This is a genomic window from Pseudomonas sp. MPDS (genome assembly GCF_013283895.1).
Classification (GTDB): domain Bacteria; phylum Pseudomonadota; class Gammaproteobacteria; order Pseudomonadales; family Pseudomonadaceae; genus Aquipseudomonas; species Aquipseudomonas rhizophila.
Map to the genome: position 1 here is coordinate 4,025,722 of NZ_CP054128.1, position 18,470 is coordinate 4,044,191.

At 61.3% G+C, this 18,470-nt stretch carries 17 protein-coding genes; 11 read left to right on the forward strand and 6 right to left on the reverse strand.

Annotation, left to right across the window (positions count from 1 at the left end; translation table 11 throughout):
• The first annotated feature begins 204 nt into the window (after window positions 1–204).
• The 6 genes from HQ912_RS17690 (at window position 205) to HQ912_RS17715 (ending at window position 6,014) form a co-directional block, all read left to right on the forward strand.
• Window positions 205–915 (forward strand): response regulator, encoded by a 711-nt coding sequence (locus tag HQ912_RS17690; protein ID WP_047227685.1) that lies wholly within the window; start codon window positions 205–207, stop codon window positions 913–915.
• Window positions 912–2,258: an ATP-binding protein gene (locus tag HQ912_RS17695; RefSeq protein ID WP_173407102.1), complete on the forward strand. Its 1,347-nt coding sequence runs from the start codon at window positions 912–914 to the stop codon at window positions 2,256–2,258. Before HQ912_RS17690 ends, HQ912_RS17695 begins: the two co-directional genes overlap by 4 nt.
• Before the next feature lie 102 nt (window positions 2,259–2,360).
• Window positions 2,361–2,882, forward strand: a complete 522-nt coding sequence (gene kefF / locus HQ912_RS17700; protein WP_047227687.1) for a glutathione-regulated potassium-efflux system oxidoreductase KefF — start codon at window positions 2,361–2,363, stop codon at window positions 2,880–2,882.
• 1 nt (window position 2,883) lies between these two features.
• Window positions 2,884–4,710: a glutathione-regulated potassium-efflux system protein KefC gene (gene kefC / locus HQ912_RS17705; protein WP_173407103.1), complete on the forward strand. Its 1,827-nt coding sequence runs from the start codon at window positions 2,884–2,886 to the stop codon at window positions 4,708–4,710.
• A 36-nt stretch (window positions 4,711–4,746) separates the two neighbouring features.
• Window positions 4,747–5,127, forward strand: a complete 381-nt coding sequence (locus tag HQ912_RS17710; protein ID WP_047227689.1) for a RidA family protein — start codon at window positions 4,747–4,749, stop codon at window positions 5,125–5,127.
• A 332-nt stretch (window positions 5,128–5,459) separates the two neighbouring features.
• Complete coding sequence (locus HQ912_RS17715; protein ID WP_047227690.1) at window positions 5,460–6,014, forward strand: thioesterase family protein; 555 nt, start codon at window positions 5,460–5,462, stop codon at window positions 6,012–6,014.
• Window positions 6,015–6,082: 68 nt separating this feature from the next.
• Here HQ912_RS17715 and HQ912_RS17720 read toward each other — a convergent pair whose 3' ends face one another.
• A complete protein-coding gene (locus HQ912_RS17720; RefSeq protein ID WP_047227691.1) occupies window positions 6,083–6,418 on the reverse strand; it encodes a lipoprotein in 336 nt (111 codons plus the stop codon).
• A gap of 237 nt (window positions 6,419–6,655) precedes the next feature.
• On the opposite strand from HQ912_RS17720, the gene HQ912_RS17725 reads away from it, so the two are divergent.
• Window positions 6,656–7,312 carry a polysaccharide lyase family 7 protein gene (locus HQ912_RS17725; RefSeq protein ID WP_173407104.1) on the forward strand — a complete coding sequence of 219 codons (657 nt, stop codon included), beginning with the start codon at window positions 6,656–6,658 and terminating at the stop codon, window positions 7,310–7,312.
• Between the two features lie 15 nt (window positions 7,313–7,327).
• Here HQ912_RS17725 and HQ912_RS17730 read toward each other — a convergent pair whose 3' ends face one another.
• From HQ912_RS17730 to HQ912_RS17740, 3 genes are all read right to left on the reverse strand, one after another.
• Window positions 7,328–8,560 (reverse strand): nucleoside permease, encoded by a 1,233-nt coding sequence (locus HQ912_RS17730; protein ID WP_173407105.1) that lies wholly within the window; start codon window positions 8,558–8,560, stop codon window positions 7,328–7,330.
• Between the two features lie 194 nt (window positions 8,561–8,754).
• Entirely contained in the window at window positions 8,755–9,855 is a 1,101-nt protein-coding gene (locus tag HQ912_RS17735; RefSeq protein ID WP_173407106.1) for a sugar phosphate isomerase/epimerase family protein, read from the reverse strand.
• Window positions 9,852–11,018: a Gfo/Idh/MocA family protein gene (locus HQ912_RS17740; protein WP_173407107.1), complete on the reverse strand. Its 1,167-nt coding sequence runs from the start codon at window positions 11,016–11,018 to the stop codon at window positions 9,852–9,854. Before HQ912_RS17740 ends, HQ912_RS17735 begins: the two co-directional genes overlap by 4 nt.
• Window positions 11,019–11,196: 178 nt before the next feature.
• Between HQ912_RS17740 and HQ912_RS17745 the strand changes: the two genes are divergently transcribed.
• From HQ912_RS17745 to HQ912_RS17760, 4 genes are all read left to right on the forward strand, one after another.
• A complete protein-coding gene (locus HQ912_RS17745) occupies window positions 11,197–12,216 on the forward strand; it encodes a LacI family DNA-binding transcriptional regulator (RefSeq protein ID WP_139050637.1) in 1,020 nt (339 codons plus the stop codon).
• Window positions 12,217–12,328: 112 nt separating this feature from the next.
• Window positions 12,329–13,279 carry a TAXI family TRAP transporter solute-binding subunit gene (locus HQ912_RS17750; RefSeq protein WP_047227696.1) on the forward strand — a complete coding sequence of 317 codons (951 nt, stop codon included), beginning with the start codon at window positions 12,329–12,331 and terminating at the stop codon, window positions 13,277–13,279.
• 80 nt (window positions 13,280–13,359) lie between these two features.
• A complete protein-coding gene (locus HQ912_RS17755) occupies window positions 13,360–15,387 on the forward strand; it encodes a TRAP transporter permease (RefSeq protein WP_107322310.1) in 2,028 nt (675 codons plus the stop codon).
• The gene (locus HQ912_RS17760) at window positions 15,384–15,764 is read left to right on the forward strand and encodes a DUF1850 domain-containing protein (protein WP_107322309.1); all 381 of its coding nucleotides are present in this window, start codon (window positions 15,384–15,386) and stop codon (window positions 15,762–15,764) included. The genes HQ912_RS17755 and HQ912_RS17760 overlap by 4 nt, the downstream gene beginning before the upstream one ends.
• A 114-nt stretch (window positions 15,765–15,878) precedes the next feature.
• On the opposite strand, the gene HQ912_RS17765 is transcribed toward HQ912_RS17760, so the two are convergent.
• Both HQ912_RS17765 and HQ912_RS17770 read right to left on the reverse strand, forming a co-directional pair.
• Window positions 15,879–16,970, reverse strand: a complete 1,092-nt coding sequence (locus tag HQ912_RS17765; protein WP_047227698.1) for an SMP-30/gluconolactonase/LRE family protein — start codon at window positions 16,968–16,970, stop codon at window positions 15,879–15,881.
• A gap of 97 nt (window positions 16,971–17,067) precedes the next feature.
• Entirely contained in the window at window positions 17,068–18,198 is a 1,131-nt protein-coding gene (locus tag HQ912_RS17770) for a sensor histidine kinase (protein ID WP_047227699.1), read from the reverse strand.
• Between the last annotated feature and the right edge of the window lie 272 nt (window positions 18,199–18,470).

The following is an 18,470-nucleotide window of genomic DNA, read 5'->3' on the forward strand; positions in this document are numbered from 1 at the left end:
CGTACACAGCTCTGGTGGCGAGGGTTGTGTTGGGTTGGCCGTCGTTTAACTGACTGACATCGGGTGATCCTGCCCCTGATTCTTTGCCTGAAGATTTCCACAACATTGCCCGTCGGCAACTTTATTACCGAGTTGAAATATATGACGCAGGCCCCGGATTGACCCTAGTATCCCCTTCTGTATTCATTGCCCTGCGTGCCCACTGTGAGCCATCTATTACTGGTGGACGACGACCTCGAAGTCCTCGCCCTCTTGCGCAAATTCCTCGAGCAACATGGCTATAGCGTCGAAGTGGCCGCCGACGGTGCCGCCCTGTGGCAGGCGGTGGCGCGTCGCTTGCCGGACCTGATCATCCTCGACGTCATGTTGCCGGGAGACAGTGGACTGGTGCTCTGCCAGCGACTGCGGGCCGAACATACGGTCGGCATCATCATGCTCACGGCCATGGGTGAGCTGAGTGATCGCGTCGTCGGTCTTGAGCTGGGGGCGGATGATTACCTGACCAAGCCGTTCGATGCGCGCGAGCTGCTGGCCCGGGTGCGCGCCGTGCTCAGGCGCACCGGCGAAGCCAGGGGCACATTGAACAACAACTCGCGCCTGATTCTGGAATTCGAAAATTGGCAGCTGGACGTCACCCGCCGCGAGTTGCGCTCACCGGACAAAGTCATGATCCCGTTGTCCACCGGCGAGTTTGAGTTGCTGCTGGTCTTTGCCGAACACCCGCGCCGGGTCCTCACTCGCCAGCAACTGCTGGACCTGGCCCGCGGCGAAACGTATGACGCCTTCGATCGCAGCATCGACGTCCAGGTCAGCCGGCTGCGCCGCAAGCTGGAGAGCGATATCACTGGCCCATCGATGATCCGCACCATTCGCAACAGCGGCTACCTTTTCAGCCCCCATGTGGTGAAGCGATGAAGCCCCGGCACTCAGCTTTCCATCGGCCACGCGATACGGTAGCCCGCTGGATTGCCCTGACCACCATGCTCGCCATGCTGACTTTACTGGCCCTGAACGAGCTGTTCGGCCTGTTGGCTGGGACCTGGGCGCGCCCTCCCCTGATGGAAACCGGCCTGATGGAGAAAGCCGCCGCCATCACTCGTATCATCGACTCGGTGGCGCCCGGACAACGGCCCGATATCGCCAGGGCGGCCAGCGACCAGGCGTTCGCCGCACAATGGTTGCCCCGTCGTGAAGACGCACGAGTGCCGGTGATCGACGACCCACAGTTCAGTGAGGGGGCGACGTTCCTGCGCAAGCAACTGGGCAGGCCCGAGGCCAGGATAGAGGCCTTCGAGCCCGGCGATTGGCCCGCCGATCATCCAGACAGACGCTACGCGGTCCTCCTCCAATTGGCCGACGATTCCTGGGTGGAATTTTCCGTAGCCTCTCGCAGTTGGGGCCTGAAAGAGTGGATGCGCAACCTGATCATTATCGGGCTGATTCTTCTATCGACGTTTATCGTCGCCCTGATTGCTACACGGCATCTGGCAACACCGCTGGAACGCTTTGCCGAAGGCGCCAGGCGCTTTGGCGTGGACTTCCGGGCGCCGCCCATCCCGGTGGTCGGGCCTCACGAAATCCGTCAGGCGATCCTCGCGTTCAATGCCATGCAGGCCCAGCTGCAACACTTCGTCCAGGACCGCACGCAGATGCTCGCTGCCATCTCCCACGACCTGCGCGCGCCCCTGACCCGCATGCGCCTGCGTGGGGAGTTCATCGACGACGCCGAACAGCAATCGAGGCTGTTCAGGGACGTGGATGAAATGCAGGCGATGGTCAATAGTGCGCTGGAATTTTTCCGCGACGAAGCTCGGCTCGAACACGCCACCGCGTTCGACCTGGCCGAACTGCTGCACACGGTCGTCGACGACTTCAAGGATGCCGGCACCGAGGTTTCATTCGAGGGCGCTCCTCGTTTCGTTTACATGGGCCGGCCCATCGGGATCAAGCGAGCCCTGGTCAACCTGATCGACAATGCGAGCAAATATGGCAGCGAGCCGGGCGTTCAGCTCAAGGCGTTCATGGACCGTGTCGAAATTCGCGTCCACGACCGCGGGCCTGGTATCGCCCCGCAGTTCCACGAGCAAGTCTTCGCGCCCTTCTTTCGCATCGAAGGCTCGCGCAACAAGAACACCGGCGGTGTCGGGCTGGGGCTGTCGGCAGCGCGGGCGACGGTGCTGGAGCATGGCGGGACGCTGACCCTCAGGAACCGGCGGGGCGGCGGCCTGGAGGTCAAGGTCTCGCTGCCGCTCAATTGACCCCGGCACCATACGCCGGCAAACAATGTTCTAAACAACACGCGCCTTCCTCGGTAGGATGGCCGGCCTTTTGACCAGGACCGGCCTCCCGGAATTGCCCTGATGATTCTGATCATTTACGCCCACCCCTACCCTGACCAGTCACGGGTCAACCAGCAAATGCTCCAGCGCGCATCCAGCCATCCGGACGTGGTCATACGGTCCCTCTACGATCTTTATCCGGACTTCGACATCGACGTCGAGGCCGAACAACGCGCCATCGAACAGTGCCAACTGCTCGTCCTCCAACACCCGATGTATTGGTACAGCATGCCGCCGCTGCTGAAATTGTGGATCGATAAAGTGTTCACCCATGGCTGGGCCTATGGCAGAGACGCCACAGCCCTCAAAGACAAGCCCCTGCTGTGGGCCGTCTCCACGGGTGGCAACCACGATCATTTCCAGATCGGCGCCTACCCGGGCTTCCAGGTGCTGGCCCAGCCCCTCCACGCAACGGCCGTCTACTGCCACATGCGCTGGCTGGAGCCGGTCGTGGTACACGGCGCGTATGCCGGCGCGTCCGAAACCCTGGATGCACAAATCGAACACTACAGCGCACGCCTGGCCTCCTGGAAGGAAGATTGATATGGAGACTCACAGCCTGATTGAACTGCTTATCTACCTGGGTTCGGCGGTGTTGATCGTGCCGATTGCAGTCAGGTTGGGCCTGGGCCCGGTGTTGGGTTATCTGCTGGCCGGGTGCGTGATCGGCCCGTGGGGACTCAAGCTCGTTACTGACGTAAAGGCGATTCTGGAATTCGCCGAAATCGGCGTCGTCCTGATGCTGTTCGTCATCGGGCTCGAGCTCGATCCCAAGCGGCTCTGGGCGTTGCGCAGGATGGTGTTCGGTGGCGGTGCCTTGCAGATGCTCGCCTGTGGCGGGGCAATCGCGGTGTTCTGTGCGGCCCTGGGGCTGAATTGGACGGCCGCGCTGCTGGTCGGCCTGACCTTGAGCCTGTCCTCCACGGCCATCGCCATGCAAGCCATGAACGAGCGCAACCTGACGTCGACCGCCGTCGGGCGCAGCAGCTTCGCCGTCCTGCTGTTCCAGGACATCGCGGCCATTCCGCTGGTTGCCATGATTCCGTTGTTGGCGGCCCACGGCGACACGCCGTCCGGCACCGCTCTGGTGCTTTCGATTATCAAGATCGTCGTGGCCATCAGCGTCGTCGTGCTGTTGGGACGCTACGTGACGCGCCCGCTGCTGCGCTTCGCCGCGCGCTCGGGTCTGCGTGAGATCTTCAGCGCCGTGGCGCTGTTTCTGGTGTTCGGCTTCGGGTTTCTGCTGGAAGAGGCCGGCTTGTCGATGGCCATGGGCGCGTTCCTCGCCGGGGTGCTGCTGGCCAGTTCTGAATACCGCCATGCCCTGGAAAGCGACATCGAACCGTTCAAAGGCTTGCTGCTGGGGTTGTTTTTTATCGGCGTCGGCATGTCGATCGATTTCGGCACGCTGATCAATGTACCGCTGAAGGTCATGACCCTGACCCTGGGTTTCATTCTGATCAAATTGCTGGTGATCAAGGCCGTCAGCCGTTTGCTGAACGTCCCTGCCGGCCAACGCTCATGGCAAGCGGTGTTGCTCGGCCAGGGCAGCGAGTTCGCCTTCGTGGTGTTCGGCGCCGCCACGCTGGCCGGCATTCTGACCGACCAGTGGGGCAAGAGCCTGACGCTGGCGGTGGCCCTGTCCATGTGTCTGACGCCGTTGCTGATCCTGCTGCTGGATCGAATAGAGTCCGCCACCAAGAAAGACCGCCAGGAATCCGACCTCGTCGATCAGCAGAACCCACGGGTTATCATCGCCGGGTTCGGCCGCTTCGGACAGATCGCCGGGCGTCTCTTGATGTCCTGCGGCGTCGAGGTGGTGGTGTTGGATCATGACCCCGACAACATCGAGACGCTGCGCAAATTCGGCGTAAAAGTGTTCTACGGCGACGCCACTCGCCTCGATCTGCTCCACGCGGCCGGCGCCGGCCAGGCGGTGGTGCTGATCAATGCGATTGACGACCAGCAGGACAACCTGACGCTGACCCGACTGGCCCAGGAGCACTTCCCCGCGTTGAAACTGATCGTCCGTGCGCGGGACATGGGGCACCTGATCACCCTGCGGCAGATGGGCGTAGAGACCGCCGAGCGGGAAACCTTCGAGAGCGCGCTGGCATTGGGCCGAAATGCGCTGGTGCAGATGGGCGTCGGGGCTTACGAAGCGCGCGAGCGCGCGGATCAGTTCCGTCGTTTGAATCTGCAGATGCTGGAGGAAATCGTCGCCCAGCCGGAAGACGACCTCAAGTTCAGGCACGACGCCTACCAGCGCGCCAACGCGTTGCTCACCGAAATGTTCAACGAAGACCGTGCGCGCCCAGTCGACAGTTGGCCTGACCATCATCGAAACGAAACGGATGAGGCGCGCAGCTGATCCGTCCCATTACCCTTTCCTGAACAAGAGGCTTTCATGGCAAACCAAGACATCACGTTCATCCCCGACCCAGACGCGGATTCCATCTCTTCCGACGTCGCCGGCTTCGGCGGCCTGCTTGTTTCCACCCAGATCCCCACTCGCCCTGACGGCAGCCTGGAGCTGGGTGACATCACCTTGCAAAGCGAATGCACATTGCAGGCGCTCAAGACAGCCCTGGAAGGCGCCGGCAGCTCCATGGACCGGGTCTTGCACCTGACCATCTACCTCACCGACATGGCCGACCGTGCGGCCTTCAACGAGGTGTATCAGCGTTTCTTCGCCAAACCCTGGCCGGTACGCGCCGCAGTGGGCGTGGCGGCGCTGGCGGTTGAAGGAATGCGAGTGGAAGTGACTGCGATGGCGGCCAAAGGCTGAGGTTACGGCTGTTTTTGATCGTTCCCACGCTCTGCGTGGGAATGGATCCCGTGACGCTCTGCGTCACCTTCCAGAAGCGGAACGCGGAGCGTCCCTGGCGACGTTCCTACGCAGGAGCGTGGGAACGATCGATAATCCAAAGTGCCCTTTATGGCGAGGGAGCTTGCTCCCGCTCGGCGGCGCAGCCGTCGCAAACTCAGGTTCTTGATGAGCTCAAACCCGCCGGACCTGTCCCAAATGTGCGATTTCCACGAAAACAGTCATTTGCGCACCTAGCCCAAGCCTCGGCGCCTGTCTAAAGTGCGGCGTTTTCCACCCTCGCGGGCGTATTTATGAATCTCTGGTTCCGACTGTTGCTCATGCTGTTTCGTCGTCCCTGGCGCAAGCCGACCGGCCCCCTGGATACCACCGTGGTGCGCATGCGGGTGTGGCCGTTGGACCTGGACCTCAACCGCCATGTCACCAATGGCCGCTATTTCACCCTGGCCGACGTAGGGCGTATGGATTACGTGCTGCGCAGCGGCGCCTACAAAGTGGCCTTGCGCAACCGGGCAGTGCCGATCGTGGGGGATGTGTGGGGTAAGTTTCGCCGGGAGCTGAAGCTGTTCGAAGCGTTCGAAGTGCACACCCGCCTGCTGGGCTGGGACGAGAAGTGGACCTTCATGGAACACCGCTTCCTGAGCCAGGGGCGCGTGGTGGGCGTGGTGATGATGCGCGGCCTGTTCCGTTCGGCCCAAGGCACGATTGCACCGGGAGAGTTTATTCGCGCACTGGGGTTGGCCGAACACTCACCGGCCATGCCCGAATGGCTCAGCGCCTGGTCGCAAAGCTGCGATGACATGAGCCTTGGGCTTCGGGAGGAGGAAAGTGCTCGTACTGTTGACTAGCAGTGACTGGATCAGATCGATCCGCGCCAGCCGGCACTGCACATCCCTCCCCCACAACAGCGTGAGTCTTACTGAACGGTTTTCAGCTTGACCACATCACCGGACACCTTGGTGGTGTAACCGGTCAGGACCCAGGCCCAGAACCAGTCTTCCTGCACTTGGGTGTTGATCATGGCATCGCCGCCCTTGGCCAGGATCGCGGCATTCTGAGCGCGCACGAAACGGTTGTTCTGGCGGATCGGGATCATGCCGAACAGCAGCAGGCCGGTGGCTTTCGCTTCACTGTGGCCGACCACGGTGTATTGGCTGCTGTCGTACTGCTTGGTTTTCATCGGGGTGCCGGTGCAACCCGCCAGGGCCAGGCCAACCAGTGCGCAGGCGACAATTTTGCTGAGGTGGTTCATTGAATACTCCATGAGAAAACGCCCGGGATCCATCTCTCGGGCGGCGCGTACTCTAACCGATCAGCGTCAAATTGACATCACTGCGCTCAACCGGCCGCAAGGCTCAGCGCAGAGCCATTCGTCAGTTGCCTCTGCAGCTAAACAGGCCCCCGTCGATACCATGGACACTGTGCCACGGAAGGTAATCTTGCCCATTCCGGCTGATGAGTAATGGCCGGTTCCGTCGGAGCATTGACCATGATCGATTTGACTGTCTGGAACATCACCCTACCCGTGCAGACCCCGGCGCAAGTCGTGGCGACCAAGGCCATGCCGACGCTGCAGAACAAGTATTTCAACCGCTCCGGCGAGCGGATTGTCTTCTGGGCGCCGGTGACCGGCTCCCACACCGGTAAAAGTGACTACCCGCGCTCCGAATTGCGCGAAACCACCAAAGACGGCAAGTTGCGCAACTGGCGTTACAACAGCGGCGTCAATACCCTCAAAGGTACTTTGGCGGTGAACCAGGTCCCTTCCGAGGGCCGTGTAGTCGTCGCGCAGATCCACGCCAAGGATGCCCCTACGCCGCTGTTGAAACTGGTGTATCGCTACGCCAAGGGCACCGGCAACATCGATGTGGAATATCGGGTAAAACCCAAGGACAAGAAGAGCCCGGTGATCTATACCGTGCCAAAAGTGGCACTGAACAAAACCTTCAGCTACTCCCTGCAAATGGACAAGCAAGGCAAGCTCACGGTGCTGATCAACAGCGTTGGCAAGCAGGTGAAGCTGGACCGCGCCTGGCATGGCTACAACTTTTACTTCAAGGCCGGCGTCTACACCCTGGACAACGTCGGTTCTTCCAGCGAAGGCGGGAAAGTGACCTACACCAAACTGGACGTCAGCCATAAATGACTGACGTCCAGCCCCTCAGGCCTTTGAAGCGGCAACGACCGCCTGCCGGCCGTTAAAGGTAAACAGGAAGCAGACAAACACCAGCAGCGCAAAACCGGCCGGGAACAACCAGATGCTCTTCCACTCATGGCCGCCGTCCACGGCATAGTGATCGGTCACCTGCCCCGCCACCCAGAAGCCGATCAGCATGCCCACGCCATAGGTCGCCAACGTAATCAGCCCCTGGGCCGAGCTGCGAAAACGCTCCGGCGCCTTGGCATCGGTGTAGATCTGCCCCGAGACAAAAAAGAAGTCATAGCAGATGCCGTGCAGGGCGATACCGGTGAAGAGCATGAACGCCAGGTCGCCGTTATTGCCGTAGGCGAACAGCACGTAACGCAGCGCCCAGGCCAGCATGCCTACCAGCAGCGCCAACTTGATGCCGAAGCGCTGGATGAACAGCGGCAACAGCAACATGAACAGCACTTCGGAGACTTGCCCGATGGCCATTTTTGCCGTGGGATTGGTCATGCCGGTTTCGGCCAGGAACGGGTTGGCGTTCTGGTAATAGAAGGCCAGGGGGATGCAGATCAGGATCGAGGCGATGAAGAACACCAGGTAGCTGCGATCCTTCAACAGGCCCAAGGCATCCAGGCCCAGCAGCTGTTTGACGTCACCTGCGCTCGCTTGCGCCTTGAGCGGTACGGTGGCCGGCAACGTGAAGCTGTAGAGTCCCAAGACCAGCGAGGCGATGCTGGCCATCAGGAAGGTATTGCGCAAGCCGCCCGCCGAGATCGCTTCGCGCGAATCCCAGGCAAACACAAAGCTGATCACCACGCCGGCGACGATCCAGCCGATCGTGCCCCACACCCGGATACGGGAGAACTCCAGCGCCGGGTCGCGCATCTGGCGGAACGCCACGGAATTGACCAGGGCCAGGGTCGGCATGTAGATCACCATGTACGCCAGCACGTACGGGTAGAACACGCTGAAATCCGCCGCCGCATACAGCTGATACAACAACACCGCGCCCAACAGGTGCAGCACCGCCAGGATGCGTTCGGCATTGAAGTAGCGGTCGGCGATCAGGCCGATCACGAAGGGGGCAATGATCGCTCCCCAGGACTGGGTGGAGAACGCCATGCCGATCTGCCCACCGCTGGCGCCCAGGGTGCTGGACAGAAAGGTCCCCAGGGTGACGAACCAGCCACCCCAGATAAAGAACTGCAGAAACATCATCACGCTCAAGCGTGCGTTCATCGTGGTCATGACAGTCACCGTTTTATTGTTGTTCTTGTGAAGAAAAATGCTCAGAAGCGCTGGTGTGGCGAGCCGCTGTGGGAGCAAGGCTGGCCCGCGATGGCCGCGCCGCGGTCCAACCGTTGAGCCGCGTTTTCGTTCATCGCGGGCCAGCCTTGCTCCCACAATGAGTTTGCTCGCCATAGGGTTTTGGGTTGGGCCGGTTACCTCAACAGGCCCAACAACCGCCGGTTGGAATCTTCATCAGCCGTTACCCCGGCAAAATCGTCAAACGCCTTTCGAGTCTTGCTAATCATGTGTCGCTCAATGAACGCCGCGCCTTCTGCAGCACCCTGTTGTGAGTCCTTCAGGCAACACTCCCATTCCAACACCGCCCAGCCGCTGAAATCGTATTGGGTGAGTTTGCTGAAGATCGATTTGAAATCGATCTGGCCATCGCCCAGCGAACGGAACCGTCCAGGACGATCGACCCAGCCCTGATAGCCGCCGTACACACCGGAACGGGCGTCGGGCCGGAACTCGGCGTCCTTGACGTGGAACATGCGGATGCGCTCGTGATAGCGATCGATGAAGCCCAGGTAGTCCATCTGCTGCAGGAGCAGATGGCTGGGGTCGTAGAGAATCGCTGCCCGAGGGTGATGATCGACGGCCTGCAAAAAACGTTCGAACGAGGCGCCGTCGTGCAGGTCTTCACCCGGATGGATTTCGTAGCACAGGTCCACGCCGGCTGCGTCGAAGCAGTCCAGAATGGGCAACCAGCGTCGGGCCAGTTCGGCGAATCCCTGCTCTACCAGGCCAGACGGACGTTGCGGCCACGGGTACAGGTACGGCCACAACAGCGCACCGGAAAACGTCGCATGGGCGGTGAGGCCCAGTCGCTGGCTGGCGCGGGCGGCGAGCTTCAATTGCTCTATCGCCCATTCGGTCCGCGCCTGGGGCTGACCGCGCAGATGGGCCGGGGCGAAGTCGTCGAACAGTGCGTCGAACGCCGGATGCACCGCCACCAACTGGCCTTGCAGGTGCGTCGACAACTCACTGATCTGGACACCGGCCTGGGCGCAAATGGCCTTGAGTTCGTCGCAGTAGTCCTGGCTCTCGGCGGCGCGGGCCAGGTCGATGTATTGCGTGCCCGACGTCGGCAGCTGGATGGCCTTGTAACCTTGTGCGGCCGCCCATTGAGCGATGTTCGCCAGGGTGTCGAACGGCGCGTCGGCGGACATGAACTGCGCCAGGAAAATACCCGGGCCACGCAGGCCTGTCGGTGTTTGGGCAATGGAATTCACGGTGGGGCTCTCCTGATTCATTGTGTGCAGGCCAGTGCGGTCCACTTGGTATCGCCGCGATGGTTGGCAATGGCCGCTTCGATAAAGGCCATGCCCCGCAGACCGGTTTCGATGCCGGGTACGCCGGGGGTGTCTGGCCCTGGCGCGGCGGCCCGTATGGCACGGGCAAAATCGCCATAGAGGTTGGCCATGGCTTCCAGATAACCTTCAGGATGCCCGGCCGGCAGCCGCATCCGTTGGCGGGCGGCCTCACACAGCCAGGGCTGGCCCACACCGGACCGCAAGACTCGCAGGGGTTGGTCGATGGGACGATGGATCAGGCTGGCCGGTTCTTCCTGGCGCCATTCCAATCCACCCTTATCGCCATACAGGCGGATTTTCAGCGGGTTCTCTTCACCTGCGCAGACCTGACTGGCAATCAGCACGCCGCTGGCACCACCGGCCATGCGCAACAGCATCGCCGCGTCGTCGTCCAGTTGCCGACCCGGGATGTGGGTGCCCAACGCCGCGCATATCTGCTCGATGGGTTGGTCGGCGACGAACTCCGCCAGGGAAAACGCATGGGTGCCGATGTCGCCAATGCAGCCACCCAACCCTGACTGTTGAGGATCGTCGCGCCAACCGGCCTGTTTGTTGCCTTGCCCGGCGACGTCCTGACTGAGCCAGCCCTGGGGGTATTCGACCAGCACTTTGCGCACCGCACCGATCACGCCGGTGCGCACCATCTCCCGGGCCTGCCAGACCATCGGATAACCCAGGTAGGTATGAGCCAGGCCGTAGAGCCGGCCGCTGCTTTGAAGCACTTGCTTGAGGGCCAGCAACTCACGCAGGTTCATAGCGGCGGGCTTTTCACTGAACACATGAAAACCCGCCTTCAGCGCCTGGTTGGCGATGGGGGCGTGCAGATGATTGGGAGTGACGATGACCAGCAGTTCCATGCGCAAGTGGGCCGGCAGCGCCGCTTCGCTGTCGAGCATGCCTTGCCAATCGCTGTAGCAACGGGACGCGGCCAGCCCCAGGGCCGCGCCGGTCTGCTGATTGTTGTGCGCATCACGGCTGAACGCACCGCACACCAGTTCAAAACCACCGTCCAGACCCGCGGCCTGACGGTGGGCCTGGCCGATGAAAGCGCCCTCTCCACCGCCGACAAAGCCCATTCTTATTTTGGCTGCTACAGGATTCATCGCGACTCTCTTATGCTGGGACTGATGACGATGTAACCGGTTACATCATGGCGGAAATCTAGGCTCAGTTTTGCGGCATGTCAAACCCGTTGGCACATGCATGAGCATTTGTGCGACGCGCAACCTGCGGTAAGCTCCCCAACCGTGCCGGCATTCCTGGCGCCGAATCGAGGTGATTTTGTCCAATATCCGTGAAGTAGCCCGGCTGGCCGGAGTTTCGGTGGCCACGGTTTCCAGAACGCTGAAATCTCCCGAACGGGTGCTGCCCCAGACTCGCGACAAGGTTAACGCGGCGGTGGAACAGGCCGGTTATCGGCCCAACCTGATGGCCGTGCAGTTTCGCTCCCGGAGAACCGGCAACCTGGTGATTCTGGTCCCGACCATCGCCAACACCTTTTTCGCCCGGGTCATCAGCGGGGCCCAGCAGGCTGCGCAGGCGGCCGGTTATCGACTGCTGTTGTGCGACACCCAGGGTCAGGAAGAGATCGAGCGCGAATTTGCCGCCCTCGTCTACGCGCACCAAGCCGACGGGGTGATCCAGTTGCGCGCGAGCAACCCTTTCGAATCGCTTCCCGCGGGCGCCGAATCCTTGCCGCTGGTCAACGCCTGCGAAGTGGTCAAAGGCGCCCCCTACCCGACCATCAGCCTCGACAACCGGGCCGCCGCCCAGGCCATGACCGAACACCTGATCGGGCTCGGCCACCGGCGCATCGGCATCATCAAAGGGCCCCGAAGCAGTCCCCTGACCCTGGACCGCGTAGCCGGTTATCAGGATGCACTGCACCAAGCCGGTATCGCCGCAGACCCTGGCCTGATCTGTCACGGCGACTTCACGTTGAAGGCCGGTTACGACGGGGCCGGCGCGATGCTGGAGCTGGCCGAGCGCCCCAGCGCGCTGTTTTGTGAAAACGACGAGATGGCCATTGGCGCGCTCAAGCGCATCAAGCAAATGGGGTTGCGGGTGCCCGAGGACATTTCACTGGTGGGTTTTGATGACATTCCTTTCGCCGCCTACTGTGATCCGCCGCTGACCACTCTCTCACAACCTGCCGAAACCTTCGGCCAGCGGGCGGTGCAAATGCTGATCGCCCTGATCGAGAAAACACCGCTTGCCGAACGGCATGTCGTGCTGCCGTTCGAGTTGACCGTGCGCGGCAGCAGCGCTGCGCCAGGCCCGGCGTTTAACAAGGATGCTTGAAAAAAACGACGCCCATCACCTTTTGATGCGCTATTGACTCGCCACCTGCCGGTCCGTTTCGACTACAGTGGCACTACTCTGCATAAAGCCATAACAAGACGGAGAGTTTCCCATGCGAGTCAACAAGCGCTTCACCCTTCTGGCCGCCGCGGCAGCACTGGTGGTCACGACCACAGCCCAGGCAGCACCGGTGTACATCAACATCCTGACGGGGGGCACCAGCGGGGTTTATTACCCGATCGGGGTCGGCCTGTCGCAGATTTACAGCAACGGGATCGAAGGCTCCAAGACGTCGGTACAGGCCACCAAGGCCTCGGTGGAAAACCTTAACCTGCTGCAGGCCGGTCGCGGTGAGCTGGCGCTGGCGCTGGGCGACTCGGTGGCGGACGCCAAGAACGGCGTGGAAGATGCCGGTTTCAAAGCCCCTCTGACCAAACTGCGGGCCATCGCCGGCGCCTACCCCAACTACATCCAGATCGTTGCCAGTCAGGAGTCGGGCATCAAGACCCTGGCCGACCTCAAGGGTAAATCCATCTCCGTGGGGGCGGCCAAATCCGGTACCGAGCTCAATGCGCGGGCCATCCTCAAGGCCGCAGGGTTGAGCTACAGCGACATGAAGGTCCAGTACCTGCCGTTCGCCGAATCGGTAGACCTGATCAAGAACCGCCAACTGGATGCCACGCTCCAGTCCTCCGGGCTTGGGATGGCGGCCATTCGTGACCTGGCCTCGACCATGGCGCTCAACTACGTGTCGATCCCGGCAGACGTGGTGGCGAAGATCGGCAACCCGGCCTACCAGAGCGCAAATATCCCGGCCAATACCTACGACGGCCAGGCCGAAGCCGTGCCGACCGTGGCCATCACCAACATCCTGGTTACCCGCGCTGACGTCTCGGACGAGGTGGCCTACCAGATGACCAAGCTGATGTTCGATAACCTCACCCGCCTGGGCAACGCCCATTCGGCGGCCAAGGACATCAAGCTGGAAAATGCCGCGAAGAACCTGCCTATCCCGCTGCATCCCGGTGCCGAGCGCTACTACAAGGAAGTCGGCGCGCTGTAGACCGACCCGGTGCAGCGGCGATGATCGCCGTTGCACCCTCCTGGTTCGCACCTTCGATGTAGACAAGAGGCTTTCAGTTAATGAGTGAAATTCAGCACGGTCTTCCCTCCGACCCACGAGACTGGCCCAAGACGCTGTTCTACGTGGCCCTGCTGTTTTCTGTATTCCAGATCATCACCGCCGCCTTCTCCCCCATTTCCAGCCAGGTGCTGCGTGCCGTGCACGTGGGTTTCCTGTTGTGGGTGGTGTTCCTCAGTTACCCCGCCTATGGCGCAAGCCGCCCCTGGCAACCTCTGGCATGGCTGTTGTCCCTGGCCGGCGTGGCGACGGCGGTGTATCAGTGGGTGTTCGAAGCCGACCTGATCCAGCGCTCCGGGGATCTGACGTCCACGGACCTCATCATCGGTATCATTTTGATCGTGCTGGTGTTCGAAGCGGCCCGGCGGGTGATGGGGATTGCCCTGCCGCTGATTTGCGGGCTGTTCCTGGCCTATGGGCTGTTCGGTGAATACCTGCCAGGCGACCTGGCCCATCGCGGTTACGGCTTCGATCAGATCGTCAATCAATTATCCTTCGGCACCGAAGGCCTGTACGGCACGCCCACCTACGTATCGGCCACCTACATTTTCCTGTTCATTCTGTTCGGTTCCTTTCTTGAAAAGGCCGGAATGATCAAGCTGTTCACCGACTTTGCCATGGGCCTGTTCGGCCACAAGCTCGGCGGCCCGGCCAAAGTGGCGGTTGCCTCCTCTGCCTTGATGGGCACCATTACCGGTTCGGGCATCGCCAACGTGGTGACCACCGGGCAATTCACCATCCCGCTGATGAAACGCTTCGGCTACAAGGCCGCGTTTGCCGGCGGCGTGGAAGCCACCTCGAGCATGGGCAGTCAGTTGATGCCGCCGATCATGGGCGCCGTGGCGTTCATCATGGCCGAGACCATCAACGTGCCATTTGTTGAAATCGCCAAAGCGGCGTTGATTCCCGCGTGCCTGTACTTCGGCTCGGTGTTCTGGATGGTTCACCTGGAAGCCAAGCGCTCCAACCTCAAGGGCTTGCCCAAAGACCAATGCCCCAGCGCGCTGGGCGCCGTCAAAGAGAACTGGTACCTGCTGATCCCACTCGCCGTGCTGATCTACCTGCTGTTCTCCGGTCGCACGCCGCTCTTTTCCGGCATGGTCGGACTGGCACTCACCGCCATCGTGATTCTCGGTTCGGCGATCATTTTGCGGGTGTCGAGCTTTGCAATGCGCTGCGCTTTCTGGATCGCCCTGGGCATCTTGTGCGTGGGCTTTTTCCAGTTAGGCATTGGCGTCATATTCGCGGTGATCGCGGTGTTGGTGGCGATCTGCTGGTTCATCAAAGGCGCGCGGGAAACCCTGACGGTTTGCCTGCACGCACTGGTGGACGGCGCGCGGCATGCGGTGCCGGTGGGGATTGCCTGCGCCCTGGTGGGGATCATCATCGGCGTGGTGTCGTTGACCGGTGTGGCGTCAACCTTCGCCGGCTACATCCTGGCCATCGGCAAGGACAACCTGCTGCTGTCGCTGATCCTGACCATGCTCACCTGCCTGGTGCTGGGCATGGGCATTCCGACCATTCCCAATTACATCATCACCAGTTCGATCGCCGCGCCCGCCCTGCTGGAACTGGGCGTGCCACTGATCGTGTCGCACATGTTCGTGTTCTATTTCGGCATCCTCGCCGACCTGACGCCACCGGTCGCGCTGGCCTGCTTCGCCGCTGCGCCCATTGCCAGGGAAACGGGGCTGAAAATCAGCTTCTGGGCGGTGCGCATCGCCCTTGCCGGTTTCGTCATTCCATTCATGGCGGTCTATAACCCGGCGCTGATGCTCCAGGGCGACAGCCTATGGATGACTGCTTACATGCTGATCAAGACGATGCTCGCGGTCGGGCTGTGGGGCATGGCGTCCACCGGCTACCTGCAACAGAAAATGCCGATCTGGGAACGCCTGATGTGCTTTGCCGCCGGGGCTTTGCTGGTCGTGGCGCTGCCGCTGACCGATGAGATCGGCTTCGTGTTGGGGGCTCTGCTGATCTTTCAACACGTGTGGCGCTCGCGGCGTACCGGACGGGCCTTGGCGTGATCGGTTTGTGCCTGGGCCTGGCCGGTGCGGTCTGGGCCCAGCTTCCTGTCACTGATTTCACCCTGGCGTGGAATCACACCATCGAGAAAATCCGCTGGGAGGAAGATTACCGCGTGACTGAACAAGGCCTGGTTCTGGGCGAAGCCAGGGTCAAGGGCAACGGCGCCGGCATGGAAGTTCCGGACGGTGCCCGGTTGAAAAACGGCAGCTGGCACTATCAGCGCCAGTTGCCGCCCCTGCAACCGCTGAAACTGGGGCGAACACCCGAAGCGGGTGATTACCAGTTGTGCGTCGACGGGGCTTGCCAGCCGATGAGCCATTGGCTCGGGCCGCCCAAGGCAAGTCAGCCAACGGTGGAATTGTGGAGTTGCGGATAACCAGGTCCCCTGGTCCAAACAGAACTCTGTGGCGAGGTTTTTTTGTGGGAGCAAGCCTTGCTCCCACAACTGCCCCCTCACCACAATCAAACCCAGGGTCTGAAGGTCAGTCACTCACGCAAACGTCGCCCCACGGGTATTCACAAACAGTGCATACAACGAGTGGCTGCCGGCCATGAACAGGCGATTACCCTCCCGTCCGCCGAAGCAGACGTTAGGGCAACGCTCCGGCAGGGAGATGTGGCCGATAGCCTTGCCCTCGGGATTGAACACTCGCACACCGTCGAGCTTTTCCAGGTCGGCCTTGGGATCGCCATTACCGCCCCACCCGCACCAGAGGTTGCCACTCTCGTCGCATTTGAGCCCATCGATGGCCGCGTAATCCAAGCCTTCGATGTGCTTGCGCCGTTCGCCCAGGGTGCCATCGTCCTTGACCGTGATCGCCCACACCAGGCGGTTCGGCTTGGCCCGACCTTCGACCACGTAGAGGATCTTCTCGTCTGGCGAAAAGCACAGGCCGTTGGGCCCTGCCATGTCGTCGATCACTCGCGTGACCTTGCCGGTTTCACCGTCGATGCGATACACCGCGTGGGGCTGGGCAGGGGCGACTTTATGCCCTTCGTAGTTGTTGCCGGTCTGGAACGGTGGATCGGTGAACCAGACAGAACCGTCGCGCTTGCACACGATGTCGTTGGGCGAGTTGAAAGGCTTGCCCTCGAAACTGTCCGCCAGCACGGTGATGGTGCCGTTGTGCTCGGTGCGGGTGACGCGCCGGCCTTCAGTCGACGTGGTGGAGCCTTCGCAAACCAGCAAGCGCCCTTGGCGATCGCGGCACAGGCCGTTGGAAAAGTTGGAGTTCTCGCGGTAAACCGACAGGCTGTCGGTGACTTCATCCCAGCGCATGATGCGGTTGTTGGGAATGTCACTGACCAGCAAATAACGACCGTCGCCCACCCACACCGGCCCTTCCGCCCAGCGCAGGCCACTGGCGAGCTTTTCAACACTGGCGTTGAACAGCCGCAGGTCCATGAAGCTGGGGTCGAGGATCTTGATCAGTGGGTCAGGGTAGCGCTGGCTCAAGGGTTCTGCCTGAGTCAGCCCGGGCAGGTTGCCCAGGGTTGCGGCGGCGGCCGAAACCACCAAGGATTTTTTCAGGAATACCCGGCGGCCCTGATGGGCAGTCGTTGCAGGTTGCGAAGCATCCATCGTGCGTCTCCGTTAATTATTATTGGACGGCGACGACAGTTTTACTCCGTGATAGGACATCGTACAAGTATGCGCTCTGCCCTGTGCAAGAAAAAATTCAGTTGGCGTGGAGCGGGATCCGTACGGTGAAGGTGGTGCCCGATCTGGCCTTGGAATGAACCTCGATAGTGCCCTTATGGGCGGATACGATGGCGGACGCGATGTGCAGGCCCAGCCCGAGCCCAGCCGCAGAGCCATACTGCATGTCACCGCTGCGCAATTGCCGGACCATCGGGTTGAAGATGCTGGCAATGGCGTCCTTCTCGATAAGCTTGCCCTGGTTGTTGATGGCAATCACCGCCGTATCCTCTTCGGTACTCAATGAAACAGTAATCGGCGAACCCTCGCTGCCATGCTGGACGGCATTGCCAATCAGGTTGGCGAACACTTGCTCCATACGCGCCTGGTCAAACAGGCCTTCAAGGGCGCCCGTCGTTTCAAAGATGATTCTGCTTTCCGGATGATAGGCCCGCGCCTCTTCCACCATGCCCTCGCAGGCCGCTACCAGGTCACCGTTGAAGCGCTGCACCGGAATGCCCGCCCCCAGTTGGGTGCGGGTAAAGTCCAGCAGATCGCCGACAATCTTGTTGGCCCGTTTGACGCTGGTGTAGATACGCGAAGAGATCTTGGTGGCTTTGGCGGGCAGGTCGCCTGCCCGCAGCAGCACTTCGGAACTCAGCAGGATCGCGCCCAGGGGGCTGCGCAAGTCATGCCCCAGAATCCCGAGGAAGATATTGCGGCCCGCATCGACGGCGCCCGAATAGCTGACCACGGACTCCGCCAGGGCCTGGTCTACGGCCTCGTTGAAGCGGATCACGTCGGACACCACTTGCTCGTGGTCCAGTTGGGTCTGCGGCATCCAGAGCATCAGCACGCTGGTGCGCAGCGCCCGGTATTCCGAAACCATCTGCTCCACCGTAAACCCCGAGGACTGGCGAATGACCGCATGGGTTTCGGCTGCAGTTTCAGCCTCTGCCGCCGGCGCATCGCCTTGGGATTTGGCGATCTGCTCCTTGACGGTTTGCGAAGTGCGCAGGTCAGCGGCAATGGTGCGCAGCATCTGCTCGGCGTGATCGCGCAGAGCCACCGAATCCATGCCATGGGAGGCCGGTGTGATGGTTTTGGCGAAGTCTTCCCACGCCTGAAGAATCGGCTCGATATTGTCGAGGATGAAATCAGCCAGGCGCATGGGTTGCTCCGCAGGAAGGGATAATCGAGGGTCAGTATCGCAACAACGCAAGGGACTGCCGGCCCCGGTTCCATTGTTGTACAGCAAACCCAGGGCGATAGGGGATTCATCGTGGCGCGCGCGCAACTGGCGCCGCACTGCATAGGCGCTTGAATGAACAGCCTTGCGCCAAAATAGGGCGCTTGTTTCCTGCAACGCTATACGGTACAAATCCCTTTTGATGTTGTACGACAACCTATAACTAAACTAGCCGTTCCGAAGCGTCTTGCTTC